The sequence below is a fragment of the Acinetobacter tibetensis genome (assembly GCF_023824315.1).
GTDB classification, from domain to species: domain Bacteria; phylum Pseudomonadota; class Gammaproteobacteria; order Pseudomonadales; family Moraxellaceae; genus Acinetobacter; species Acinetobacter tibetensis.
The window spans coordinates 2866417-2884510 of sequence record NZ_CP098732.1 but is presented as its reverse complement, the minus strand read 5'-3'; the positions used below and the strand labels follow the sequence as shown (position 1 = coordinate 2884510).

22 protein-coding genes are annotated in these 18094 nt (G+C 42.9%); 9 read left to right on the top strand and 13 right to left on the bottom strand.

Annotated elements, in window-relative coordinates; genetic code table 11:
• Window positions 1–4 precede the first annotated feature (4 nt).
• Together M5E07_RS13895 and M5E07_RS13890 are read left to right on the top strand one after the other, a co-directional pair.
• Window positions 5–508, top strand: a complete 504-nt coding sequence (locus M5E07_RS13895; RefSeq protein WP_252220108.1) for a DUF6586 family protein — start codon at window positions 5–7, stop codon at window positions 506–508.
• A gap of 109 nt (window positions 509–617) precedes the next feature.
• Window positions 618–896, top strand: a complete 279-nt coding sequence (locus M5E07_RS13890; RefSeq protein WP_116758647.1) for a hypothetical protein — start codon at window positions 618–620, stop codon at window positions 894–896.
• A 64-nt stretch (window positions 897–960) separates the two neighbouring features.
• Here M5E07_RS13890 and M5E07_RS13885 read toward each other — a convergent pair whose 3' ends face one another.
• The 4 genes from M5E07_RS13885 to M5E07_RS13870 all read right to left on the bottom strand — a co-directional run bounded on the left by M5E07_RS13885 (window position 961) and on the right by M5E07_RS13870 (window position 4837).
• Window positions 961–2679: a cation:proton antiporter gene (locus M5E07_RS13885; protein WP_252220106.1), complete on the bottom strand. Its 1719-nt coding sequence runs from the start codon at window positions 2677–2679 to the stop codon at window positions 961–963.
• A gap of 143 nt (window positions 2680–2822) precedes the next feature.
• Window positions 2823–2978 carry a 50S ribosomal protein L33 gene (rpmG, locus tag M5E07_RS13880; protein ID WP_003654787.1) on the bottom strand — a complete coding sequence of 52 codons (156 nt, stop codon included), beginning with the start codon at window positions 2976–2978 and terminating at the stop codon, window positions 2823–2825.
• Between the two features lie 12 nt (window positions 2979–2990).
• Entirely contained in the window at window positions 2991–3227 is a 237-nt protein-coding gene (gene rpmB, locus M5E07_RS13875; RefSeq protein WP_000048256.1) for a 50S ribosomal protein L28, read from the bottom strand.
• A gap of 161 nt (window positions 3228–3388) precedes the next feature.
• The gene (locus tag M5E07_RS13870; protein ID WP_252220104.1) at window positions 3389–4837 is read right to left on the bottom strand and encodes a coniferyl aldehyde dehydrogenase; all 1449 of its coding nucleotides are present in this window, start codon (window positions 4835–4837) and stop codon (window positions 3389–3391) included.
• A 116-nt stretch (window positions 4838–4953) separates the two neighbouring features.
• Here M5E07_RS13870 and M5E07_RS13865 point away from each other — a divergent pair, with 116 nt between their 5' ends.
• From M5E07_RS13865 to M5E07_RS13845, 5 genes are all read left to right on the top strand, one after another.
• Window positions 4954–5646 carry a TetR/AcrR family transcriptional regulator gene (locus M5E07_RS13865; RefSeq protein ID WP_016168259.1) on the top strand — a complete coding sequence of 231 codons (693 nt, stop codon included), beginning with the start codon at window positions 4954–4956 and terminating at the stop codon, window positions 5644–5646.
• 81 nt (window positions 5647–5727) lie between these two features.
• Window positions 5728–6594, top strand: coding sequence for a formyltetrahydrofolate deformylase (gene purU / locus M5E07_RS13860; protein ID WP_026440903.1), 867 nt, complete (start codon window positions 5728–5730; stop codon window positions 6592–6594).
• Window positions 6595–6810: 216 nt separating this feature from the next.
• Window positions 6811–7584 (top strand): energy transducer TonB family protein, encoded by a 774-nt coding sequence (locus tag M5E07_RS13855; protein WP_252220102.1) that lies wholly within the window; start codon window positions 6811–6813, stop codon window positions 7582–7584.
• Between the two features lie 19 nt (window positions 7585–7603).
• On the top strand, window positions 7604–8227 hold the full coding sequence (locus M5E07_RS13850) for a MotA/TolQ/ExbB proton channel family protein (RefSeq protein ID WP_252220093.1): 624 nt from the start codon (window positions 7604–7606) through the stop codon (window positions 8225–8227).
• Window positions 8227–8631, top strand: coding sequence for an ExbD/TolR family protein (locus M5E07_RS13845; RefSeq protein WP_252220089.1), 405 nt, complete (start codon window positions 8227–8229; stop codon window positions 8629–8631). The genes M5E07_RS13850 and M5E07_RS13845 overlap by 1 nt, the downstream gene beginning before the upstream one ends.
• A 51-nt stretch (window positions 8632–8682) precedes the next feature.
• Here the strand turns inward: M5E07_RS13845 and msrA are convergent, their stop codons facing one another.
• From msrA to thyA, 5 genes are all read right to left on the bottom strand, one after another.
• Window positions 8683–9207, bottom strand: a complete 525-nt coding sequence (msrA, locus tag M5E07_RS13840) for a peptide-methionine (S)-S-oxide reductase MsrA (protein WP_252220087.1) — start codon at window positions 9205–9207, stop codon at window positions 8683–8685.
• A 117-nt stretch (window positions 9208–9324) separates the two neighbouring features.
• Entirely contained in the window at window positions 9325–9780 is a 456-nt protein-coding gene (locus tag M5E07_RS13835) for an META domain-containing protein (RefSeq protein ID WP_252220085.1), read from the bottom strand.
• Window positions 9781–9886: 106 nt separating this feature from the next.
• Window positions 9887–10924, bottom strand: coding sequence for an Lnb N-terminal periplasmic domain-containing protein (locus tag M5E07_RS13830; protein WP_252220083.1), 1038 nt, complete (start codon window positions 10922–10924; stop codon window positions 9887–9889).
• A 24-nt stretch (window positions 10925–10948) separates the two neighbouring features.
• Window positions 10949–11461 carry a dihydrofolate reductase gene (locus tag M5E07_RS13825; RefSeq protein WP_116758638.1) on the bottom strand — a complete coding sequence of 171 codons (513 nt, stop codon included), beginning with the start codon at window positions 11459–11461 and terminating at the stop codon, window positions 10949–10951.
• Window positions 11462–11533: 72 nt separating this feature from the next.
• Window positions 11534–12376 (bottom strand): thymidylate synthase, encoded by an 843-nt coding sequence (thyA, locus tag M5E07_RS13820; RefSeq protein WP_252220081.1) that lies wholly within the window; start codon window positions 12374–12376, stop codon window positions 11534–11536.
• Between the two features lie 339 nt (window positions 12377–12715).
• On the opposite strand from thyA, the gene M5E07_RS13815 reads away from it, so the two are divergent.
• A complete protein-coding gene (locus M5E07_RS13815) occupies window positions 12716–13225 on the top strand; it encodes a CHAP domain-containing protein (protein ID WP_116758636.1) in 510 nt (169 codons plus the stop codon).
• A 97-nt stretch (window positions 13226–13322) separates the two neighbouring features.
• Here M5E07_RS13815 and M5E07_RS13810 read toward each other — a convergent pair whose 3' ends face one another.
• The 3 genes from M5E07_RS13810 to lgt all read right to left on the bottom strand — a co-directional run bounded on the left by M5E07_RS13810 (window position 13323) and on the right by lgt (window position 14983).
• A complete protein-coding gene (locus M5E07_RS13810) occupies window positions 13323–13694 on the bottom strand; it encodes a hypothetical protein (protein WP_252220079.1) in 372 nt (123 codons plus the stop codon).
• Window positions 13695–13702: 8 nt separating this feature from the next.
• Complete coding sequence (locus M5E07_RS13805) at window positions 13703–14077, bottom strand: hypothetical protein (RefSeq protein WP_116758634.1); 375 nt, start codon at window positions 14075–14077, stop codon at window positions 13703–13705.
• 93 nt (window positions 14078–14170) lie between these two features.
• A complete protein-coding gene (lgt, locus tag M5E07_RS13800; RefSeq protein ID WP_116758633.1) occupies window positions 14171–14983 on the bottom strand; it encodes a prolipoprotein diacylglyceryl transferase in 813 nt (270 codons plus the stop codon).
• A 93-nt stretch (window positions 14984–15076) separates the two neighbouring features.
• Between lgt and M5E07_RS13795 the strand changes: the two genes are divergently transcribed.
• A complete protein-coding gene (locus tag M5E07_RS13795; RefSeq protein WP_252220077.1) occupies window positions 15077–15856 on the top strand; it encodes an NRDE family protein in 780 nt (259 codons plus the stop codon).
• A 54-nt stretch (window positions 15857–15910) separates the two neighbouring features.
• Here the strand turns inward: M5E07_RS13795 and M5E07_RS13790 are convergent, their stop codons facing one another.
• Window positions 15911–18085 carry a PhoX family protein gene (locus tag M5E07_RS13790; RefSeq protein ID WP_252220074.1) on the bottom strand — a complete coding sequence of 725 codons (2175 nt, stop codon included), beginning with the start codon at window positions 18083–18085 and terminating at the stop codon, window positions 15911–15913.
• Window positions 18086–18094: the final 9 nt, after the last annotated feature.

Here is an 18094-nt window from a genome sequence, read left to right as displayed (position 1 = left end):
TTGTATGTCCCGTGTAGCTCGCTTTCATGCCGACCGAACCAACCAGAAATTATATTTTGCACGTTTGTCGTGCCAGCAAGCAGAGCAAATCGATCATATTCAACAAGCTCAAGCTTGCCGTGAAGCTGCGGTTTTTCATTTACATGGTGCAGTGCTTGCATTTTTGCAGGAGTTGGTACGTTATTACCGTCTCAATGACTTTCAGCCAACATTGAAGTCAATTGAAGAACAGATGGCTGCTAAGGGGCAGGTGTCTCCCGAAGTGGTGGTCATGCAGCAGCTCTCGAAAGATGGCTTTATTGCAGAACTAAAACGTGCTTATCGGATGTGTCAGTATGCGCCAGAACCAAGTGCACCAGAACCAGAAGATGAAACGTCTTCCAACTTAATTATTAAGGTGACGCAAACGCCTCAGGCATGGTTGCCAGATACCAAAATTTTACGTGAGTGGCATCGTGATTTGAGTCAGTTGATTGATGGTTTTCGTAACGAAATGGTCGAATTTTAAGGAAAAGATGGCGAGCGCTTGAAGTTTAGATTTTTGACCCGATATTAATAAGTCTAAGCGATGCAAAGTGCAACAGGCCTTTGCCACCATGTTGAACATGGAGGAACATATGTCTATAGAGCAATTGAAAGAATTATTTGGGAATCAGGACGCGGTTCTAGAGTTGGTTCAACTTGAAGGTGGTGAGTTGGCATTGCGAAATGCAGGCTCGGAAAAAGAACCTTTGGTCAAAATTCAGTTTAACGATGAAGTTAAAGCGTTATTGGGTGACCAAACCGCTGTGATTGCACAGCACATGATTCAGGCCGCTTTATTTAGCTTGCTTGAAAAACAAGTGAATGAATGGCAAGCCGAGGTTGTGGACGAAAAACCACAGTTTATGAGCTAATCTACATTGGCTAAAAAGCGCACATGATGTGCGCTTTTTTTATGTTCAAAATTGAGAGAGATGCCTAATGGCTAGGGGCTTGATGATGTGCAATTTCAATTTGATTGAGAATATGATTGCTCATATTTTTTGCCATTTCTTCTTTGGCAAAATACACATCGCCAATGTTTTCCTTACGGATCACTTCGGCTTCTTGTTTGCTTTCTGCACAAATCAGCACCTGAATTTGCGGATTGAGAGTTTTCGCAATATCAACAATTTTATGGATATCAATAATATCCATAGGTGAAAGCACCAATAAGCGTGCATGTTGAATATGGGCTTGAATCAGTACCCCAGGTTCGGTTGCAATACCAGAAACAGCGGCGATACCTTTTTCACGCAGATTTTCCACAATTTCACGGTTTTCTTCCGCAATCACCACTTTAATGTCTTCCGCCATAAGTGTCTTGGTGATGCGACGTCCGACTTCACCATGACCGACAATCACCACCTGATCCCGTAAATAATCTTGTGAAACTTCATCGGGTAACATTGCTAGTGGGTCGCCACTGCGTTCTAGCAAGCGTGCCAGAGATGAGCGCTCGCGAATCCAGTTTTGAAGGGGTTCTATTGCAGAGAAAATAAAGGAGTTTAAGGTAATGGAAATGAGCGCCCCTGCCAAAATCAAATTTTGCCCTTCAAGGGAAAGCAGTTTTAACGATAGTCCTAGAGTGGCAAGAATGAAGGAGAACTCTCCAATTTGCGCCAAACTTGCGCCAACGGTCAGGGCGGTATTGATTGGATAGCGGAAAAACAGCACCAGTGCCATCGCAGCAATGGTTTTACCAATCATGATAATTGCAACGACCGCCAAGACATGTTCAGGCTGTTCCCATAAAATACGCGGATCAAACAGCATACCAACCGAAACGAAAAACAGGATGGAAAAGATTTCACGTAAAGGTAGGGTTTCTTCTTCGGCCCGATGGCTAAAATCAGATTCTTTCACCACCATACCGGCAAAGAATGCGCCGAGAGCCATAGAAACGCCAAAGACTTTATAGGCACCAAAAGCAATCGAAACGGCTGCGGCAACCACGGTCAGAGTGAAAAGCTCACGAGAACCCAAACGCGCAACCACCTGCATAATCATGGGCACTAAACGTTTACCCACAATCAGCATAAAGGCGATGAAACCAGCCACTTTTAATAACGTTAGCCCTAATGTGAGCCAAATATTATCATTGCCGCCATGAGCAGTCATGGATTCACCACCCAGCAATACCGCTGTTGCTGGTAATAGTACCAAGACCAAGACCATCACCAAGTCTTCAACCAAGAGCCAGCCTACCGCAATTTTGCCATTGACCGAATTGAGTAGACCTTGATCACCTAAGGCTTTGAGTAATACAACAGTACTGGCACAAGATAAACTCAGACCGAACACCAGCGCTGAACCAAAGCTCCAGCCCCAAAGCATGGAAACCCCAATGCCTAATAGTGTTGCCACTGCAATTTGTAAAATGGCACCCGGTAGTGCAATGCGTCGGACTTGTAGGAGATCATTCAGCGAAAAGTGCATACCGACCCCAAACATCAGAAACATGACGCCCAGTTCGGCAAGTTGGTTGGCAAGTTGAATGTCCGCAACAATTCCTGGGGTGTTCGGGCTAAGAATAATGCCAGCAACTAAATACCCAATTAGAGGAGGGAGGCGTAAACGGGCAGCAAGGTAACCAAAAATAAGTGCGAGCCCAAACCCAAAAGCCAGTAATATGATGAGATCTACATTATGCGGCACTAAAAACTCCTTAAACACAGGTTAAGGGTGAAAAGAAAATAAGCACAAAGAATGCCAAAAATTGTTTTAAGTTTATCAAGATGCATAAAAAAAATGCAAAAAAAAACGACCTAAGATTAGGTCGTTTTTTAAAGAAACTAAAATTACTTGATTTTAGCTTCTTTGAAGATTACGTGTTGACGGATTTTTGGATCAAATTTTTTGATTTCCATTTTTTCCGGCATAGTACGTTTGTTCTTAGTCGTGGTATAGAAATAACCTGTACCCGCAGTAGAAACTAAGCGAATTTTATCACGCATGGTTCAGACTCCTTAGATCTTTTGACCTTGAGCACGGAGGTCAGCAACAACCTTCTCAATGCCCAATTTGTCGATAATACGCATACCTTTAGTGGTTAAACGAAGACGTACGAAACGTTTTTCGCTTTCTAACCAAAAACGGTGGTGATGCAGGTTCGGCTCGAACCGGCGTTTGGTTTTGTTATTGGCGTGCGAGACGTTGTTGCCAACGACTGGACGCTTGCCGGTAACTTGGCAAACCTTAGACATGGTGAACTCCATTGCTAGACAGCACCGATTGTGCGCTAGTCATTAAAAGTAAACAGATGAAATCATTCAAGGGGCGTTTTATAACAAAAATGCGCTTAAAAGACAAGCGATTTTTGATAAAACGGGACATGATCTGATGCAATAGATCATGCCTTGATCACTTAGCGAAGAAGAGTTTTCAAAATCAATTTGTGAATCGGCTTATTAAACGGTGGGAGGATGTATTTAAAGCTGTACAGCTTTGGATTCGACATCATAGACCGTTCATGCGACAAACTGAAGAAACCTTCTGGACCATGATATTTGCCCATTCCTGATGCACCAACGCCACCGAAGGGTAAATCGTCTTGTGCAACATGGGTTAATACCGTGTTTTGTCCAAAATGCCCTGAATGGGTACGCTGTGCGACATAATCTGCACGCGCCTGATCAAAGTCGAAGTAGTATAAAGCAAGTGGACGAGGACGGCTATTAATAAAGTCGATTACATCATCTATTTGATCATATTCCATGATCGGTAAAAGCGGACCAAAGATCTCATTTTGCATAATTTGCATGTCTGGCGTCACGCCTGCGACAATGGTTGGCGCAATTTTACGCACTTCGTGCAAGTCTTCGTGTAATGGGTTAATCGCTATAATTTGTGCACCATGCGCTTGGGCATCTTCCAGATAGCCTTGAATGCGTTGATATTGCTTGTCATTAATAATAGAGGTGTAATCCTGATTGTTTTTAAAATGCGGATACATCTCTAAAACGCAAGCTTGAAACTTTTCAATAAATTCCTGAGTTTTGCCTTTGGGTAGGAACATAAAATCTGGAGCCACACAGGTTTGACCTACATTCCATAGTTTTCCTACAGCAATTCGCTGTGCGACATCTTCTAAATCAATTGATGGATGAACCAAGACTGGGGATTTACCGCCTAGTTCCAGAATCACGGGAACTAAATTTTCTGAAGCGGCTGCCATCACGGTTTTGCCAACATTGGTGGAGCCGGTAAATACAATTTTATCAAAAGCCAGATGACTAAACGCATCGGAAATGGCGCCACCACCATTTATGACGGCTACCAACTCTTGTGGGAAAATTTCAGATAAAGCCAGTTCAAGTACACGACCAAAATTACTGGATGAACTTGAAACTTTAATCATGGCATGGTTGCCAGCAGCCAAAGCACAAATGAGAGGGCCAACCGAGAGCAATAAAGGATAGTTCCAAGGCGCAATAATACCGATGATGCCTAAAGGTTGATATTGCACCCAAGCTTTAGCAGGTTGATGGATGATTCCGACGTGTCGCTTGGAGGGCTTCATCCATTTTGCTAAATGCTTGCTATAATATTTAATCTGCTCTAGGCAAGTGAGTAATTCACCGATTTTGGTTTCGGCGATAGAACGGTTACCATAATCGAGGTTGATTGCTTCAGCGAATTGATCTTGGTACTTAACCAAGATACGCTTAAGCCGTGCTAAACGATCAATACGTTCCTTTGCTGTTGGTAAAGGATAGCGTTGGTAAGCATGCTTTTGTTGTTCAAGTACGTCGTGTAAGTATTGAAGATCAAAAGCATGGGGTGTCATTGCTGTTGTTTTTGTTTGACTGTTCATGACGCGTTACCAGTTACATTAAAGCGGATAATTAATTTTTTAGAGCAAATGCTCTAAATAGTCAAGTCACTTACTGTGTTAGTTTTCTAACCCATTGAATATATGGTTACTTTAGGATGTCTCACTCCAAAACGGTGAAAACCAAAGAACGCATTTTGCAATTGAGTTTGCAGTTGTTTAATGAACGTGGTGAACGCTCGGTCACGACCAATCATATTGCTGCTGAATTGGGTATGAGTCCAGGCAATTTGTATTACCACTTTCGCAATAAAAATGAAATTATTAAAGAGTTGATGGAGCAGTACCAGAAAGAAACGTTGGAAATGCTCGCGCTACCCGATGACCGTGCTTTGGATGTGAATGACAAAATTAGTTATTTTCAAGTCTTAAGCAACCAGTTGTGGGCTTATCGATTTTTGCACCGTGATGTTTATCATTTGGTTGAAAATAATGAAGATTTTCGCAAAATGTATCCACGTTTTGCGGGACAAGTCATGCAACAAGGCCAGAAAATTTATCAAGCCTTTGTAGATGCAGGTTTAATGCAAATGACGTCTTCAGAAATTGAAGCCTTGGTCATTAATTTGTGGATTGTACTGACCAACTGGACCAACTTCTTATATATGTCGGGACACATCAGTGACTCTAACCATCTGGAAGAAAAGTGGGTGTGGCAAGCCTTACGTCAAATGGTGTTCCTTGAAGGGGCCTATTTACGTGGTGAAAGCCGTGAAACCTATGAGCGATTACTGGAAAGTTTTGGCCCTTCTGAGTTATTTGCCAGTCTCTCACATGTGAAAAACAATTGAAGCTGAAACCAGCTATTTAGTCAGCGTGTAAAACGCGCTAGAATACTCGGCTTATTTAAATTAGGTGTAATAAGAACCAACATGAACATGACAACTGCCAACACAGCACGCTTACTGATTACTTGTGAAGATAAGCCAGGGATCGTGCAGGCTGTATCGAGCTTTTTGTATCATCAGGGAGCAAATATTACCGCACTTGATCAATACGCAACGGAAGCTTCGGGCGGGCGTTATTTCATGCGTGTTGAGTTTGAATTAGACCATTTGCAAACACGCAAAGAAAGCTTGATCCAAACTTTTGCGGTAAACGTTGCCGAGCGCTACGCCATGCAATGGCGCTTGACCTTGGTCAGCGACGTGAAAAAAGTGGGTATTTTAGTCTCTAAAGTCGATCACGCTTTACTTGAGCTGTTATGGCGTCATGCGCGTGGCGGCTTACCATGTGAAATTACGAAGGTAGTTTCCAATCATCCTGATTTACGTGAAGCGGTAGAGAACTTCGGTATTCCGTTTGAAGTGGTTCCAGTGACCAAAGAAAACAAACGGGAAGCCTATGCAAAAATTGATGAATTGATGCAAGGCAATGATTTGCTTGTTTTAGCGCGTTATATGCAAATTCTGGATGAAGAGTTTGTGAAGCACTGGGAAATGAAAATCATCAATATTCACCATTCGTTCTTACCTGCTTTTGTCGGGGCAAATCCATACAAACAAGCACATGAGAAAGGCGTGAAGTTGATTGGTGCTACGGCTCACTATGTGACTGCTGATTTAGACCAAGGTCCAATTATTGAGCAGGATGTTGAGCGTGTGAACCACGACTTTACCGTTGAGCAATTGCGTGAATTGGGTCAAGACGTTGAACGTAATGTTTTGGCACGTGCAGTAAAGTGGCATTTAGAAGACCGCATTATTGTCGATGGCAATAAAACAGTTGTTTTCCAATAACTATTTTTAGCCTATGCGAAAAAGGACCAGTTTTTTAACGGTCCTTTTTTTATTTTGATTCAAAAAACTCATTAAAACAGTGAAATTAATAGTTGCAAATGAAAACACTTCTCATTTATTATTGCGATACTTTAATTGTACTAACCGATGAGCTTGATTGTTAAATCCACGATTAAACTGTCGTGAGCAGTCGCTTCTTTTAGGTCATAGATTCTAATGAGTCAACTTTCTACCCCCTCTATGCAAGCTCCTAATCCGATGAAAAAGAAAATCATCTCAGCCTTAATTGCAGTTGCCATTGGGCATGTTGGGGTATTGTGGGCGGTCAGCCAAATGAAAGCGCCTGAACTTCCTAAAGTGGAAAAAGAGCCATTAAAAGTACGATTTGTCAAAATTCAAGAACAACCGAAACCTTTACCGCCAAAGCCGAAAGCTGAACCGAAAAAAGAACAGCCAAAGCCAAAGGAAGTAAAAGAGGTCAAAGTGGTGGAAAAACCTCAGCCACAACCTCCGAAGAAGGTGGAAAAAGTTCAACAAGTTAAAAAAGCAGAAACCGTCAAACCTGTTACACAGCCTACTGTACAGCCGCAGAGACCAGCCGTGGTGAGTACTCCAGCGGTTGAAACCAGAGTGGTCAGTAGACCTGCACCTGTAGCTCAACCAGTGGTGGAAAGACCTGCGCCAACACCAACAACAAGAAATGTTTCAATTGGTGGTTCAGGGGTGCAATGGAGTCGTTCGCCAAAGCCAAGTTACAGCAACAGTGACTTAAAGGGTGAGACACGTAGCATCATCATCCTCATTGAGGCCGATGAAAAGGGTAAAATTACTAATGCGCGTGTGACCAAGTCGACAGGTGTTTCCGCTTTAGATGAAAAGATTTTACGCTCTGTGCGTAATGCAAAATTCAAACCGTACAAGGAAAATGGTGTTGCTTACCCTATTCGAGCAGAGCAACCATTTGAATTGACATTGAATCCTAACGGCTAACTATTTCAGGAGTTCGAGTATGAACTTTTCAGTTTATTGGCAACATGCGGATGCGGTGAGTAAAACCCTGTATTTCGTATTATTGGCAATGTCTATCGCAACATGGACGATTTTTATTTTACGTCTGATGGGCACACGCCAACTTAAACAACAAGCACATGCTCAACTTGCAGCAGCACTCACTAAGCTGAAAGCGAAATTGGCACCGCTAAGTTTTGAACAGCGTAAAGCAGTTGCAGAACAAGCGCTATTGCGTCAAATTTCTGTAGAAAAAGCCAATGCAGAAAAAGGTGTATCGGTTTTAGGTACCATTGCTTCGATCGGTCCTTTTGTCGGTTTATTTGGTACAGTTTGGGGTATTTTCCATGCTCTGGTTGCTGTTGGTAAAAGTGGTCAAGCAGGTTTAGCTCAAGTGGCAACCCCTGTAGGTGAAGCACTGATCATGACGGGTTTAGGTTTGGCAGTTGCGATTCCTGCGGTATTGGCGTACAACATTTGTGTACGTGCCAACCGTACTTTGTCAAATGAACTGCAAGATCAAGCACACAGCTTATTGATTGATACCATGTTGCAGCAAGAAACAACAACGCAAAAAGTTGAAGTGAAAGCGACACAACAAGGTTTAGTTGGAGGTCAAGCTTAATGGCTTTTCAATTGGGTGAAGACAACGATTCGGGCATGAATGAGATGAATCTCATTCCGCTCATCGATATTATGTTGGTATTGATGATCATCTTCTTGGTGACTGCAACCGTTGCCAACCCATCAATTCCATTAACCTTGCCAAAAACCACTGCGGATATTGTTGATCCACCACCTGAAGCAATTACAGTCAGTATTAATGCCAATGGTGAAGTGGCGTGGAATGACCAAATCATTAGTTTAGATGAGTTGCAGACTCGTTTTAATGAGGCGGGTCAAGCCGAACAGAAGCCAACCGTACAGTTACGTGCCGATAAAGAATCACGTTATGATACTGTTGCACAAGTGATGTCACGCGCGAGTGAAGCCGGACTCAGTGATATTGCTTTTGTCAGTGAAAATTAAGCATTGATGATGCGAAAAAGCGACCATATTGGTCGCTTTTTTATTGCTGACTTATTCAGTTTTCAGCAGTGCTTGGAACTTACTGTGCAGTTTTAAAAGTTTCGGTGGAATGGCAAAATTACAGTAACCTTGAGTCGGATTCCGAGCAAAGTAATTTTGATGATACTCTTCGGCTGGATAAAACGGTGGTGCAGAGGTCACTTCCGTGACAATGTTAATGCCTTGGGCTTTTAATTCCTGAATGATGTGTTCCGCAGCTTGCTGCTGTTCTGGGTTGAAGTAATAAATCACTGAGCGATATTGTGTACCAATATCATTGCCTTGGCGGTTTAACGTCGTTGGGTCATGCGTTGCAAAAAATACTTCAAGCAATTGTGAATATTGAATTTGGCTTTCATCAAAATCAATCAGGATGACTTCTGCATGTCCTGTATTGCCTCGGCAGATGTCTTCATAGCTCGGATTTTCAGTTGTGCCACCTGCATAACCACTGACCACTCGAGTCACGCCTTTTAATTGAAGAAATACTGCTTCGACACACCAAAAGCAGCCACCACCCAATAATGCTTGTTGCATGAATTTTTTCCTTTTCTGAATATACGTGACCACGATAAGCGAATTTTGTGGCACACAGATGTAATGTTGGTTATACAAATGAAAAAGGTCTGTAATACAGACCCTTATCTTAAAATTTTAACGCGGTTGTTTTGCTCTGGTAAATTCAACCAATAGGTTGCCATTGCGATCCAGTAATTTCAGGGTGTTGTTATACACTTGATAGTTGGTGACGTTGGCTAGTGCGGTGTTAAATTGATTCGGCAAGGTATTATCAATACACGCCATTTTAGTAGATGCCATTTGTGAAAGTACCAAGGTATTGCCCGTGGCTTGATAAGTTCCCATCAAACGGTTACACCCATCAGCGCCTGAAACACGCTTTGTTGCTTCATCAAACTGTAGTGCAGGAATATTATGGGCACTTGGATTGGTTTTAATGTTTTGAGCTCCAATTTGAGTCGCAATCCACGTGCGGTTTTGAAGCATTTGTAAATTATTGACCTCGGCAGCAGAAGAGCTTGGTGTGGACTGGCAGCCAGCAAACAGTAATGCTGAGCCGAGTAGGGCAACACTTAAGGTTTTTTTTAACATGTTGTAATTCCAATTTTTTTAACTTTATTTTTTATTTTATAAACAAAGCGGATTCAAATTTCTAGTTGATTATCGTATTTCTTCTTGTGAAGACAGAATACAGCACCTACTGAGTTGGTAGTCCTTGACGCATGGTACTGGAATAGTCTTGGATTGACGCTAAAGGTTGAACCTTGGGATTGACGTGTGCTTGACGATACCATTCATGCATACTGTAATGGTGTGAAATTGCATTCAAGTCGTAGAGATAGTTAGGCAAATAGCCTGACGCCAACAGGCGGTAATCTACAGGCAGCGGTTTTTGTGTGACGGCTTGAATCATGTCAAATACTAGCGTGGTGCAGTTACTGCTGAGCGTATTATACCATTTGGGTTGTTGTGCCAATTCACTGGCTTTATTCAGATACTCGAGAAATAAGGCTTGGCTTTGTGCTTTTGACATCTTGATCGGAAAAAAATAGACCTGTTCATGCCGAATATTGCTACGGGTGTAAATGATGTCAGTTTCATTGGAAGCAACTAAATTCAGTTCATACTTACGGAAAAAGCCGCCAATTGCGGAAAATTCTTCGCCTTTTTCCTTGCGAATTTCGATGGAAAATGTGAGTGGGGCGGCATTGGCAAAATCAAAACTGACCAAAGTATGGGCAATCTGTGGGCCTGTCCAATAGGAGGTAATAATATTAACCCCTGTAATTTGATTCAAATCTAAAACTCGCGTTTGCCATGCAGCGCTATAACTGCCATCGGCATGCCAGTGAAAGTCTCGAACATTGTGTAAAGTGACTTGATGGTCTCTTATTTCATAACTGAGCAGTCGTGAGACTTCAGGGTTCCAATCACGATCTTGTCGAGCTTCTAAGCCAAAGTACCAACCCAGTGCCAATACAAAGCCGAACATATACAGCAGAATATCTTTATTACGACTGATGAGGTGTTGGCTAAAATAAATGCCTAAGATACTGAGGGAAAAGCAAGCCCACGCTAAAATGAGGGCATAGGTCACAACAGCATGAATAGGCTGCTGAATCCAGAGCGCGAGGCACAGCCAAATTGAAGATAACAGTACAAACAGGCTGAACATACAGTGGATCAACCATTGCAGCGTTTTGAACAACAATGTACCTGATCCTTTTTGCTGCATACTCAGCCACTCATTTTTGAATAGTTATTTGGTATAGGTTGCAAACTCAAACACGATCCCAGTATTTTCATCTCGTTGTTTTTCTGAGCTTACTTTTTTAAATTCAGTTGGAATTTCAGGATAATATGCATCACCTTGTACATCAAGTTCAACGTGGGTCAATTCCAGACGGTCTACAATAGTCATGGTTTGCTTAAAGATTTCACCACCACCGATAATAAAGATGCTTTCAGGCTTTTCTGAGGCTTGTACATCCGCTACCGCGTGTGTGAGTGCTTCCTCAATACTATAGGCTACTTTAGTGCCTTCAAAAGACCAGTTTGGATCGCGGGTAATCACCCAATTGACACGCTTTGGTAAGGTCCGTCCCATCGACTCTAGGGTTTTACGCCCCATCACCACCACACCACCTTGCGTGATGGCTTTAAAATGCTTGAGATCGGCTGGAATATGCCAAGGCAAATCATTCCCTTTACCAATACAACGTTGCTGATCCATTGCTACAACATGTACAACTTCTAAATTCTGGAATGCCATGAATTACTTACCTGACGAATGATGCTTTGAAAAAAGATGCTTCCACCGTGAAGGAAGCATTGACCTTCAGACTTATACCGCTACAGGGGCTTTAATGCCTGGGTGTGACTCATAGCCGACAATTTCAATATCTTCAAATTCGAAATCGAAGATATCTTGAATCTCAGGGTTTAGTTTTAATTGACACAGGCCTAAAGGTTCACGGCTCAGTTGTAGTTTGGCTTGTTCAAAATGGTTGGTATAAAGATGCGTATCGCCACCTGTCCAAACAAAATCACCCACACCTAAACCACACACTTGCGCCACCATATGCGTCAGTAAGGCATAGCTGGCAATGTTAAATGGCACGCCTAAGAACACGTCGGCACTACGTTGATATAACTGGCAAGATAATTTGCCATCTTGGACAAAGAACTGGAACAGAGTATGACATGGCGGTAAGGCCACTTGTCCTGCTTCTTGTGGATTCCAACCCGACACAATTAAGCGGCGTGAATTTGGATTGGTTTTAATTTCATTGATCAACCATGAAATTTGGTCAAAACCATCTTGCGCATACAATCCATTTTCAAGTTTGGTTGCACCAAAGTTTCGCCATTGATGGCCATAGACGGGACCGAGTTCACCTTCAGGGCGACCAAAACGAGCCGTTTGTTCTGCGGTTGCCCATTCATCCCAAATGCTGACTTTATTGTCTTGTAGATACTTTACGTTGGTGTCGCCTTTAAGGAACCACAATAATTCAATCACAATTGAACGGAAATGAACTTTCTTGGTGGTCAGTAAGGGGAAGCCTTGATTCAGGTCAAAACGCATTTGATGACCAAATACCGAGCGCGTACCTGTACCAGTACGATCGCCTTTATCACCGCCGTGATCGAGGATGTGTTGTAGCAGGTCTAAATACGTTTTCATAAAATTCTCAAACAAAAAATGGAGGATAAGTTCCTAGAGGTTTGTACTTATCCATCCAGAGTCAAATCTAATTTCTAGGGTCGATTATACCCAAAATATGATAGAAACGATAAAAATGTAGAGCAAACGACGAATCATATAGTTTTGAGATTTGGTTGAAATTTAACCAAAAAGATAATGAGAATCTATTGCGGAAACACCGTAAAAATAAGCAATTAGCAACGCTTTGTTTACATATTTATATTTTTTTACATTTTACGCCTGAAAAATTAAATTTCACGGGCTACTATCAGCGCTCGAAGATTTGTGTGTCTGATGTAAGAAGTTAGAGGTTTAAAGATGATTTATGATGTTAATACGGGTATGAGTGATGTTCATGCTCCTGCCGAAACACAGATCATTATTCGTTCCAATGCGCAACAAAGACCTGATAACAAACGCAAGAACACAGAGCGTAGTCGTAATTATACTTCGAACAATGCACAGCGTATTGATATTGATAAATTTACGCAGAAGCTCAGCGGTATTACGCGTCGTACCAGTACCCAGAAATGTGCCAAAAGCATTCGTCTTGCGCTGCAGTCTGCTGGTGCAAATGTACAAAGTCATCCAGTTGCTGCCGCAGATTGGGGCAATACGCTAGAACGACTCGGTTACCGTCGTATTAGTCCATCCTTTGACCAGCCTAAAAAAGGTGATATCTATATTATTGACCGTACTAAAGGTCATACTTATGGGCATATTGCAGGTTATTCAGGTTCAGGTTGGGTCTCTGATTTTAAACAAACGGGTTATGCCGTTTATAAAAATGCCAATGTGCAATATAGTTATTACCGCTTAGATCACTAAACCAAACTGTAATGAGCAGATAAAAAGACCGTTTATTTAATACAGATAAACGGTCTTTTTATGTAAAGGATATGCGATCCAATATTCCTGAGTAACGCTAAGTATGGCGTTTGGCACGCTTGCTATAAATTGAAACCAAAAACAATCCAAGCGCATGAAAGCCAACACATTGTAACCACAGCACCCATTTATGCTGTTCTGGTAATACGTAGGCCAAGCTTAACAGTGCAAACAGTTGGAAAATATAAATTCCATTACGAAGCGTGATTCGATAAGGGTGGGAAGTTGCTAATTTGAGATACTGTGTAAACAGGACATGAATCAGTATTCCCGACAATAGGCTTAATCCTACCCAGAGCGGTGCAAGTTCAGCAATGCTGGAGCAGAAATAAATAGCGCTACACACCACAATGCTGCTGAGCAATTTGATTTCACGGCTACAGCGTTCTGAATACCAAAATTCGAGCATCAGTGGGTTTAATCCTGCTGATGTTGATTGAGTAGGGATAACGGCGAAAATAGGCAGATAGACAATGCCATAAAGCCAATACCTTGCGCGCCAGGAATGAGAATGTCCCCTGATTTAAGATGCATAAAGATCAGTGCTAAAAGCAGTGCCAATGGAATCCAAGTGAATAAACGATACAGGAGCCCAGTAGGATGAGCGCTAGCGAAGTGGATTTTGCAATAACGACAGATCAGAAACACAATCCCTGTTCCCATGAACATTAAAATTGCGTCGAGTGTTAAGGGTTGCATCCAATACAGCCCCGCGGTTACTAAGCCAATCAGAACAAATAGTGCCAGTTTTTTGAATACAGCGATTTTGGGATCAAACCAGAATTCGAGCATAGATTTTAAGAGGGAGGTAGCAAGAGAATTTAAACTTTAGCACATGCTAGAGCACGACGCACGGATCGTACTCTAGGGTAAAGAAGTACAGAATTAATTATTTTTAAGGGGGCCCCAATCGTAGACTTTTTTCTGGTAGGCATACCAGAGCATCCAGATACCAATCAGAATCATCGGAATAGTTAAGAATTGCCCTTTACTCATCCATGCAATAAACAATTGACCATTATCAGGTTCGCGGAAGAACTCGACCACAAAGCGCGCAATCCCATAACCAATCAGGAACAGTGCAGATATCGCCATACGAGGGCGTGGTTTAGAGCTGAACCACCACAGGACAATAAACAGAATCAGTCCTTCACATAGTGCTTGGTAAAGCTGAGAGGGATGGCGAACCAGTTGCAAAGGGTCAGTCGGAAAAATCATTCCCAAAGCAAAGTTAGGGTCAGAGACAGGGCGACCATACAGTTCACCGCCAATGAAGTTACCAATACGACCAAACATCAAGCCTGTTGGGACACACGGTGCAATAAAGTCTAAGGTCTGGAACCATGTCATTTGGTACTTTTTACACCAAAGTAACATGGCAATCATTACCCCAAGAAAACCACCGTGGAAACTCATTCCGCCAGTCCAGACTTGGAATAACCACAATGGATTGGCAAGAAATTGTTCAAAGCCATAAAAGAACACATAACCAACACGACCACCAATCACTACCCCAAGCGCGCCGTAAAAAATCAGATCAGAGACCATGTCTGAAGTCCAGCCCGTTCTGAGTTTGGCACGATACGTGGCGAGTCCCCATGCAAAAAGGAAAGCCAATAAGTACATCAGTCCATACCAATGGACTTGTAAGGGGCCCAATGAGATCGCAATCGGGTCAATATTTGGATAGGTGAGCATTCCTGTTCCTAGTCATTATGTTTTGTAGAGATTTTAGCGGAATACAATGAAAAATGTTGTACATTCAATGTGTAAAGATATAGAGCAAAAGTTATGTGTATTGTGGCACTTGCATGGCATATTTTAGAGCAAACGCCGTTATGCCTAATTTCAAACCGAGATGAGTTCTATCATCGTCCTACACAAGCCTTGTTTCAATGGTCAGATCGTCCCGTCATCGCAGGCAAAGATCTGCAATCAGGAGGGACTTGGATGGGCGTAACACCAACAGGTCGTTGGGCCATTGTGACCAATTTTCGAGATGGACGAGATCAGCAGAGCTATCCAACTTCACGTGGGCATTTGGTACAAGCATTTTTAGAATCAGATTTGGCACCAATTCGCTTTGCAAAACAGCTAGAACTGCAACAACGCAAATATGCAGGTTTTAATTTGTTTTTGGGAGATCGGGAGCAAGCGATTTATATGAGTAATCGTGGTGAAGCACCGCAAGTGCTCGCCAAAGGCGTGTATGTGGTGTCGAACGGCTTGATGACAGAGCATTGGGAAAAAACTCGGCATTTGCGTAAACGCTTTACCCAAGAATTATTGCCGATGCTACAACGTGGACAAAGTTCTGAAGCGGAGCTGCAATATGCCGTATGGGATATTCTGGAAGATGAACGTAAAATTATTCCTGAGCTTTTACCAGATACGGGTATTAGCCCTGAGATGGAGGCACTCTTGTCTTCCACCTTTATTCAGAGTCCTGCCTATGGGACCCGTTGCTCTAATTTCCTGAGAATGAATAACAGTAGTTGGAACTGGCTAGAAAAGTCACAACAAGGCGAAGTGCAAGGGCAGATTGTGCAAGTGCAAGAGACTTTGGTGTAAGTAATCAAACATAAAAAATGCCGACATCGAGTCGGCATTTTTTATTATTCTGGATTATGCACCTACGATGACACCGCCATCTTTACGGGTAATGACAACTGTTGCAGAGCGTGGACGTGCCGTGCTGTTGCTTGGGTTAGTTTGCGTTGCTGGCCAATGGCTGGTTGCCGCATTATAACTGTCCGAATCTTCACCTGGGTGCTGTACATTAATGAACATGGCCTTGTAATCTGGTGTCATGGCAATCCCTGTAATCTCACACTCTTTTGGTCCCACCAAGAAACGACGTAAGGTTTTATCTGTGACTTGAGCACCTGCAATGGTCGCTTGCCCATTCAGCACTGTCGTTGCTGCGCCATCTCCAATTTGTCCCGGCAGCGCTGCCAACATCATACAGTTGGTGACATCTGTGTAGGCACCATCATCGGTTTGAATCCACAGTACACCACGTGGGTCAAACCACATACCATCAGGTGAAGACAAATCATTATTATCCGTCAAGCCTGACAAGTTGATGTTGGCAGCCATAGCGGCTTCAGAACCAAATAGGTAGATGTCCCACGTGAAGGCTGTCGCTGTGGTTTTATTATCGGTTTCTTTAAAACGAATAATGTGACCATTGACGTTCCCTTTACCACCTTCTGGGTCGCTATAGTTACGTGGATTGGCTGCATCTGTTGGATAGTCAAGTCCACGCTTCGAGTTGTTGGTTAGGGTAACGTAAACTTCGCCATTTACAGGGTTGACCGTTGCCCACTCAGGACGGTCCATTTTGGTTGCACCCACAGCATCTGCTGCAAGTCGCGCAAAAGTCACGACATCGGCTTGTGAACTAAATGGATAGATGCTGTTTGAGGTATCTAAACCATTTTTACCATAGCTCAGTTCTAACCACTGACCTGAACCATCACTATTGAATTTGGCAACGTATAATGTCCCATTATTCATGTACTTGTCACCAGCGGTATAACCACCGTTAACATCCTTGCTATCCCAGTTGGCAGCGGAAACAAACTTATAGATGTATTCACCACGTGAGTCATCGCCCATATAGAAGGCTAAAGGTTCACCTTGTACAGCACGACAAGCACTGTCTTCATGAGCAAAACGACCTAGAGAAGTGCGCTTTACAGGGTTTTGACCACGGTCAAAAGGATCAATTTCGACCATCCAACCAAAAGTGTTCGGCCCATTACGATAGTCTGCTGTCGCCTGATCTGCCACGGCACTGGCATTCCAACGGTCATATAGATCTTGCGATTCAAGTTGTCCGAGTACAGTTTCCCAGCCATAACGTGAGCTTGAACCTGCTTTTAGACCATAACGTTTCAGTGCCACAATTTCGGCTGCACTACGGCTTGCATCATCCGTTGCACTGCGCGCAAAATAACCGATGAAGTTTTCTTCTGTGGTGAGGTAGGTGCCCCAAGGAGTATAGCCATTACCACAGTTGTTGTGCGTACCGCGGGTTTGCTTGCCCGTAGGGGAGAACTTGGTTTTGACCAAATCTGAATTTGCTGCGGCACCCGCAAAATCCATCACCGTTGATGCCGTAATACGACGGTTAAAGAGTGAGTTTTTCACAATCTCTACTTTTTGCGTAGCGCTATCTTTTTTAATATGCACAATGGATACGCCATGCGCATTGGTTTCCCGAATGACTTCGTCTTCTGGGCGGCGACCGTCGACTTTAGTGGCACCTGTAGGATGCAGGAAAGTTTGGTTGATATATTCGTGGTTCATCACCAGCAAACCTTCAGTCGACACCGTGTCATCAAATTTGCTGCTACTGTTTAAACCAAAATAGTGCATACCATCATGGCAGTCTCCAGAACGGAACTGGAAGCTTGGACCTGAAGGAATATTATTATCATCCCAATCGGCATAGCTTGGATTAATCGAGTCGCCAAGTGCATACAGTACAGTGGCTTGATAGCCTTCTGGTACAGTCACAATATCATCTAAGTTTTTATTCACCACAGAGAAGGTGAGTTCTGTTGGTTTTTTATTGGGATCAACAGGTTTGTTTGGCGGTGTCGCATTATCGTTATCATCGTCACTACACGCAGTCAATGAGGATGCCAATGCGAGTGCGACAGCACCACTTGCAGTTTTACCAATAAGGCTGCGGCGTGTCATACGCTGTTCTAAAATGTCACTGAAGTGAGCATTATCAGAGGTATTATTATCTAGTTCCTGATCTTCATGATATGGCATCAAATCGGTCATGATTTTTCC

Excerpts from the sequence above, each read along its gene's own strand:
- M5E07_RS13895 (WP_252220108.1), top strand. The coding sequence starts at position 5 with ATGTCCCGTGTAGCTCGCTTTCATGCCGACCGAACCAACCAGAAATTA.
- M5E07_RS13890 (WP_116758647.1), top strand. The coding sequence starts at position 618 with ATGTCTATAGAGCAATTGAAAGAATTATTTGGGAATCAGGACGCGGTT.
- rpmG (WP_003654787.1), bottom strand. The coding sequence starts at position 2,978 with ATGCGTGATAAAATTCGCTTAGTTTCTACTGCGGGTACAGGTTATTTC.
- rpmB (WP_000048256.1), bottom strand. The coding sequence starts at position 3,227 with ATGTCTAAGGTTTGCCAAGTTACCGGCAAGCGTCCAGTCGTTGGCAAC.
- M5E07_RS13870 (WP_252220104.1), bottom strand. The coding sequence starts at position 4,837 with ATGAACAGTCAAACAAAAACAACAGCAATGACACCCCATGCTTTTGAT.
- M5E07_RS13865 (WP_016168259.1), top strand. The coding sequence starts at position 4,954 with ATGTCTCACTCCAAAACGGTGAAAACCAAAGAACGCATTTTGCAATTG.
- purU (WP_026440903.1), top strand. The coding sequence starts at position 5,728 with ATGAACATGACAACTGCCAACACAGCACGCTTACTGATTACTTGTGAA.
- M5E07_RS13855 (WP_252220102.1), top strand. The coding sequence starts at position 6,811 with ATGAGTCAACTTTCTACCCCCTCTATGCAAGCTCCTAATCCGATGAAA.
- M5E07_RS13850 (WP_252220093.1), top strand. The coding sequence starts at position 7,604 with ATGAACTTTTCAGTTTATTGGCAACATGCGGATGCGGTGAGTAAAACC.
- M5E07_RS13845 (WP_252220089.1), top strand. The coding sequence starts at position 8,227 with ATGGCTTTTCAATTGGGTGAAGACAACGATTCGGGCATGAATGAGATG.
- msrA (WP_252220087.1), bottom strand. The coding sequence starts at position 9,207 with ATGCAACAAGCATTATTGGGTGGTGGCTGCTTTTGGTGTGTCGAAGCA.
- M5E07_RS13835 (WP_252220085.1), bottom strand. The coding sequence starts at position 9,780 with ATGTTAAAAAAAACCTTAAGTGTTGCCCTACTCGGCTCAGCATTACTG.
- M5E07_RS13830 (WP_252220083.1), bottom strand. The coding sequence starts at position 10,924 with ATGCAGCAAAAAGGATCAGGTACATTGTTGTTCAAAACGCTGCAATGG.
- M5E07_RS13825 (WP_116758638.1), bottom strand. The coding sequence starts at position 11,461 with ATGGCATTCCAGAATTTAGAAGTTGTACATGTTGTAGCAATGGATCAG.
- thyA (WP_252220081.1), bottom strand. The coding sequence starts at position 12,376 with ATGAAAACGTATTTAGACCTGCTACAACACATCCTCGATCACGGCGGT.
- M5E07_RS13815 (WP_116758636.1), top strand. The coding sequence starts at position 12,716 with ATGATTTATGATGTTAATACGGGTATGAGTGATGTTCATGCTCCTGCC.
- M5E07_RS13810 (WP_252220079.1), bottom strand. The coding sequence starts at position 13,694 with ATGCTCGAATTTTGGTATTCAGAACGCTGTAGCCGTGAAATCAAATTG.
- M5E07_RS13805 (WP_116758634.1), bottom strand. The coding sequence starts at position 14,077 with ATGCTCGAATTCTGGTTTGATCCCAAAATCGCTGTATTCAAAAAACTG.
- lgt (WP_116758633.1), bottom strand. The coding sequence starts at position 14,983 with ATGCTCACCTATCCAAATATTGACCCGATTGCGATCTCATTGGGCCCC.
- M5E07_RS13795 (WP_252220077.1), top strand. The coding sequence starts at position 15,077 with ATGTGTATTGTGGCACTTGCATGGCATATTTTAGAGCAAACGCCGTTA.
- M5E07_RS13790 (WP_252220074.1), bottom strand. The coding sequence starts at position 18,085 with ATGACCGATTTGATGCCATATCATGAAGATCAGGAACTAGATAATAAT.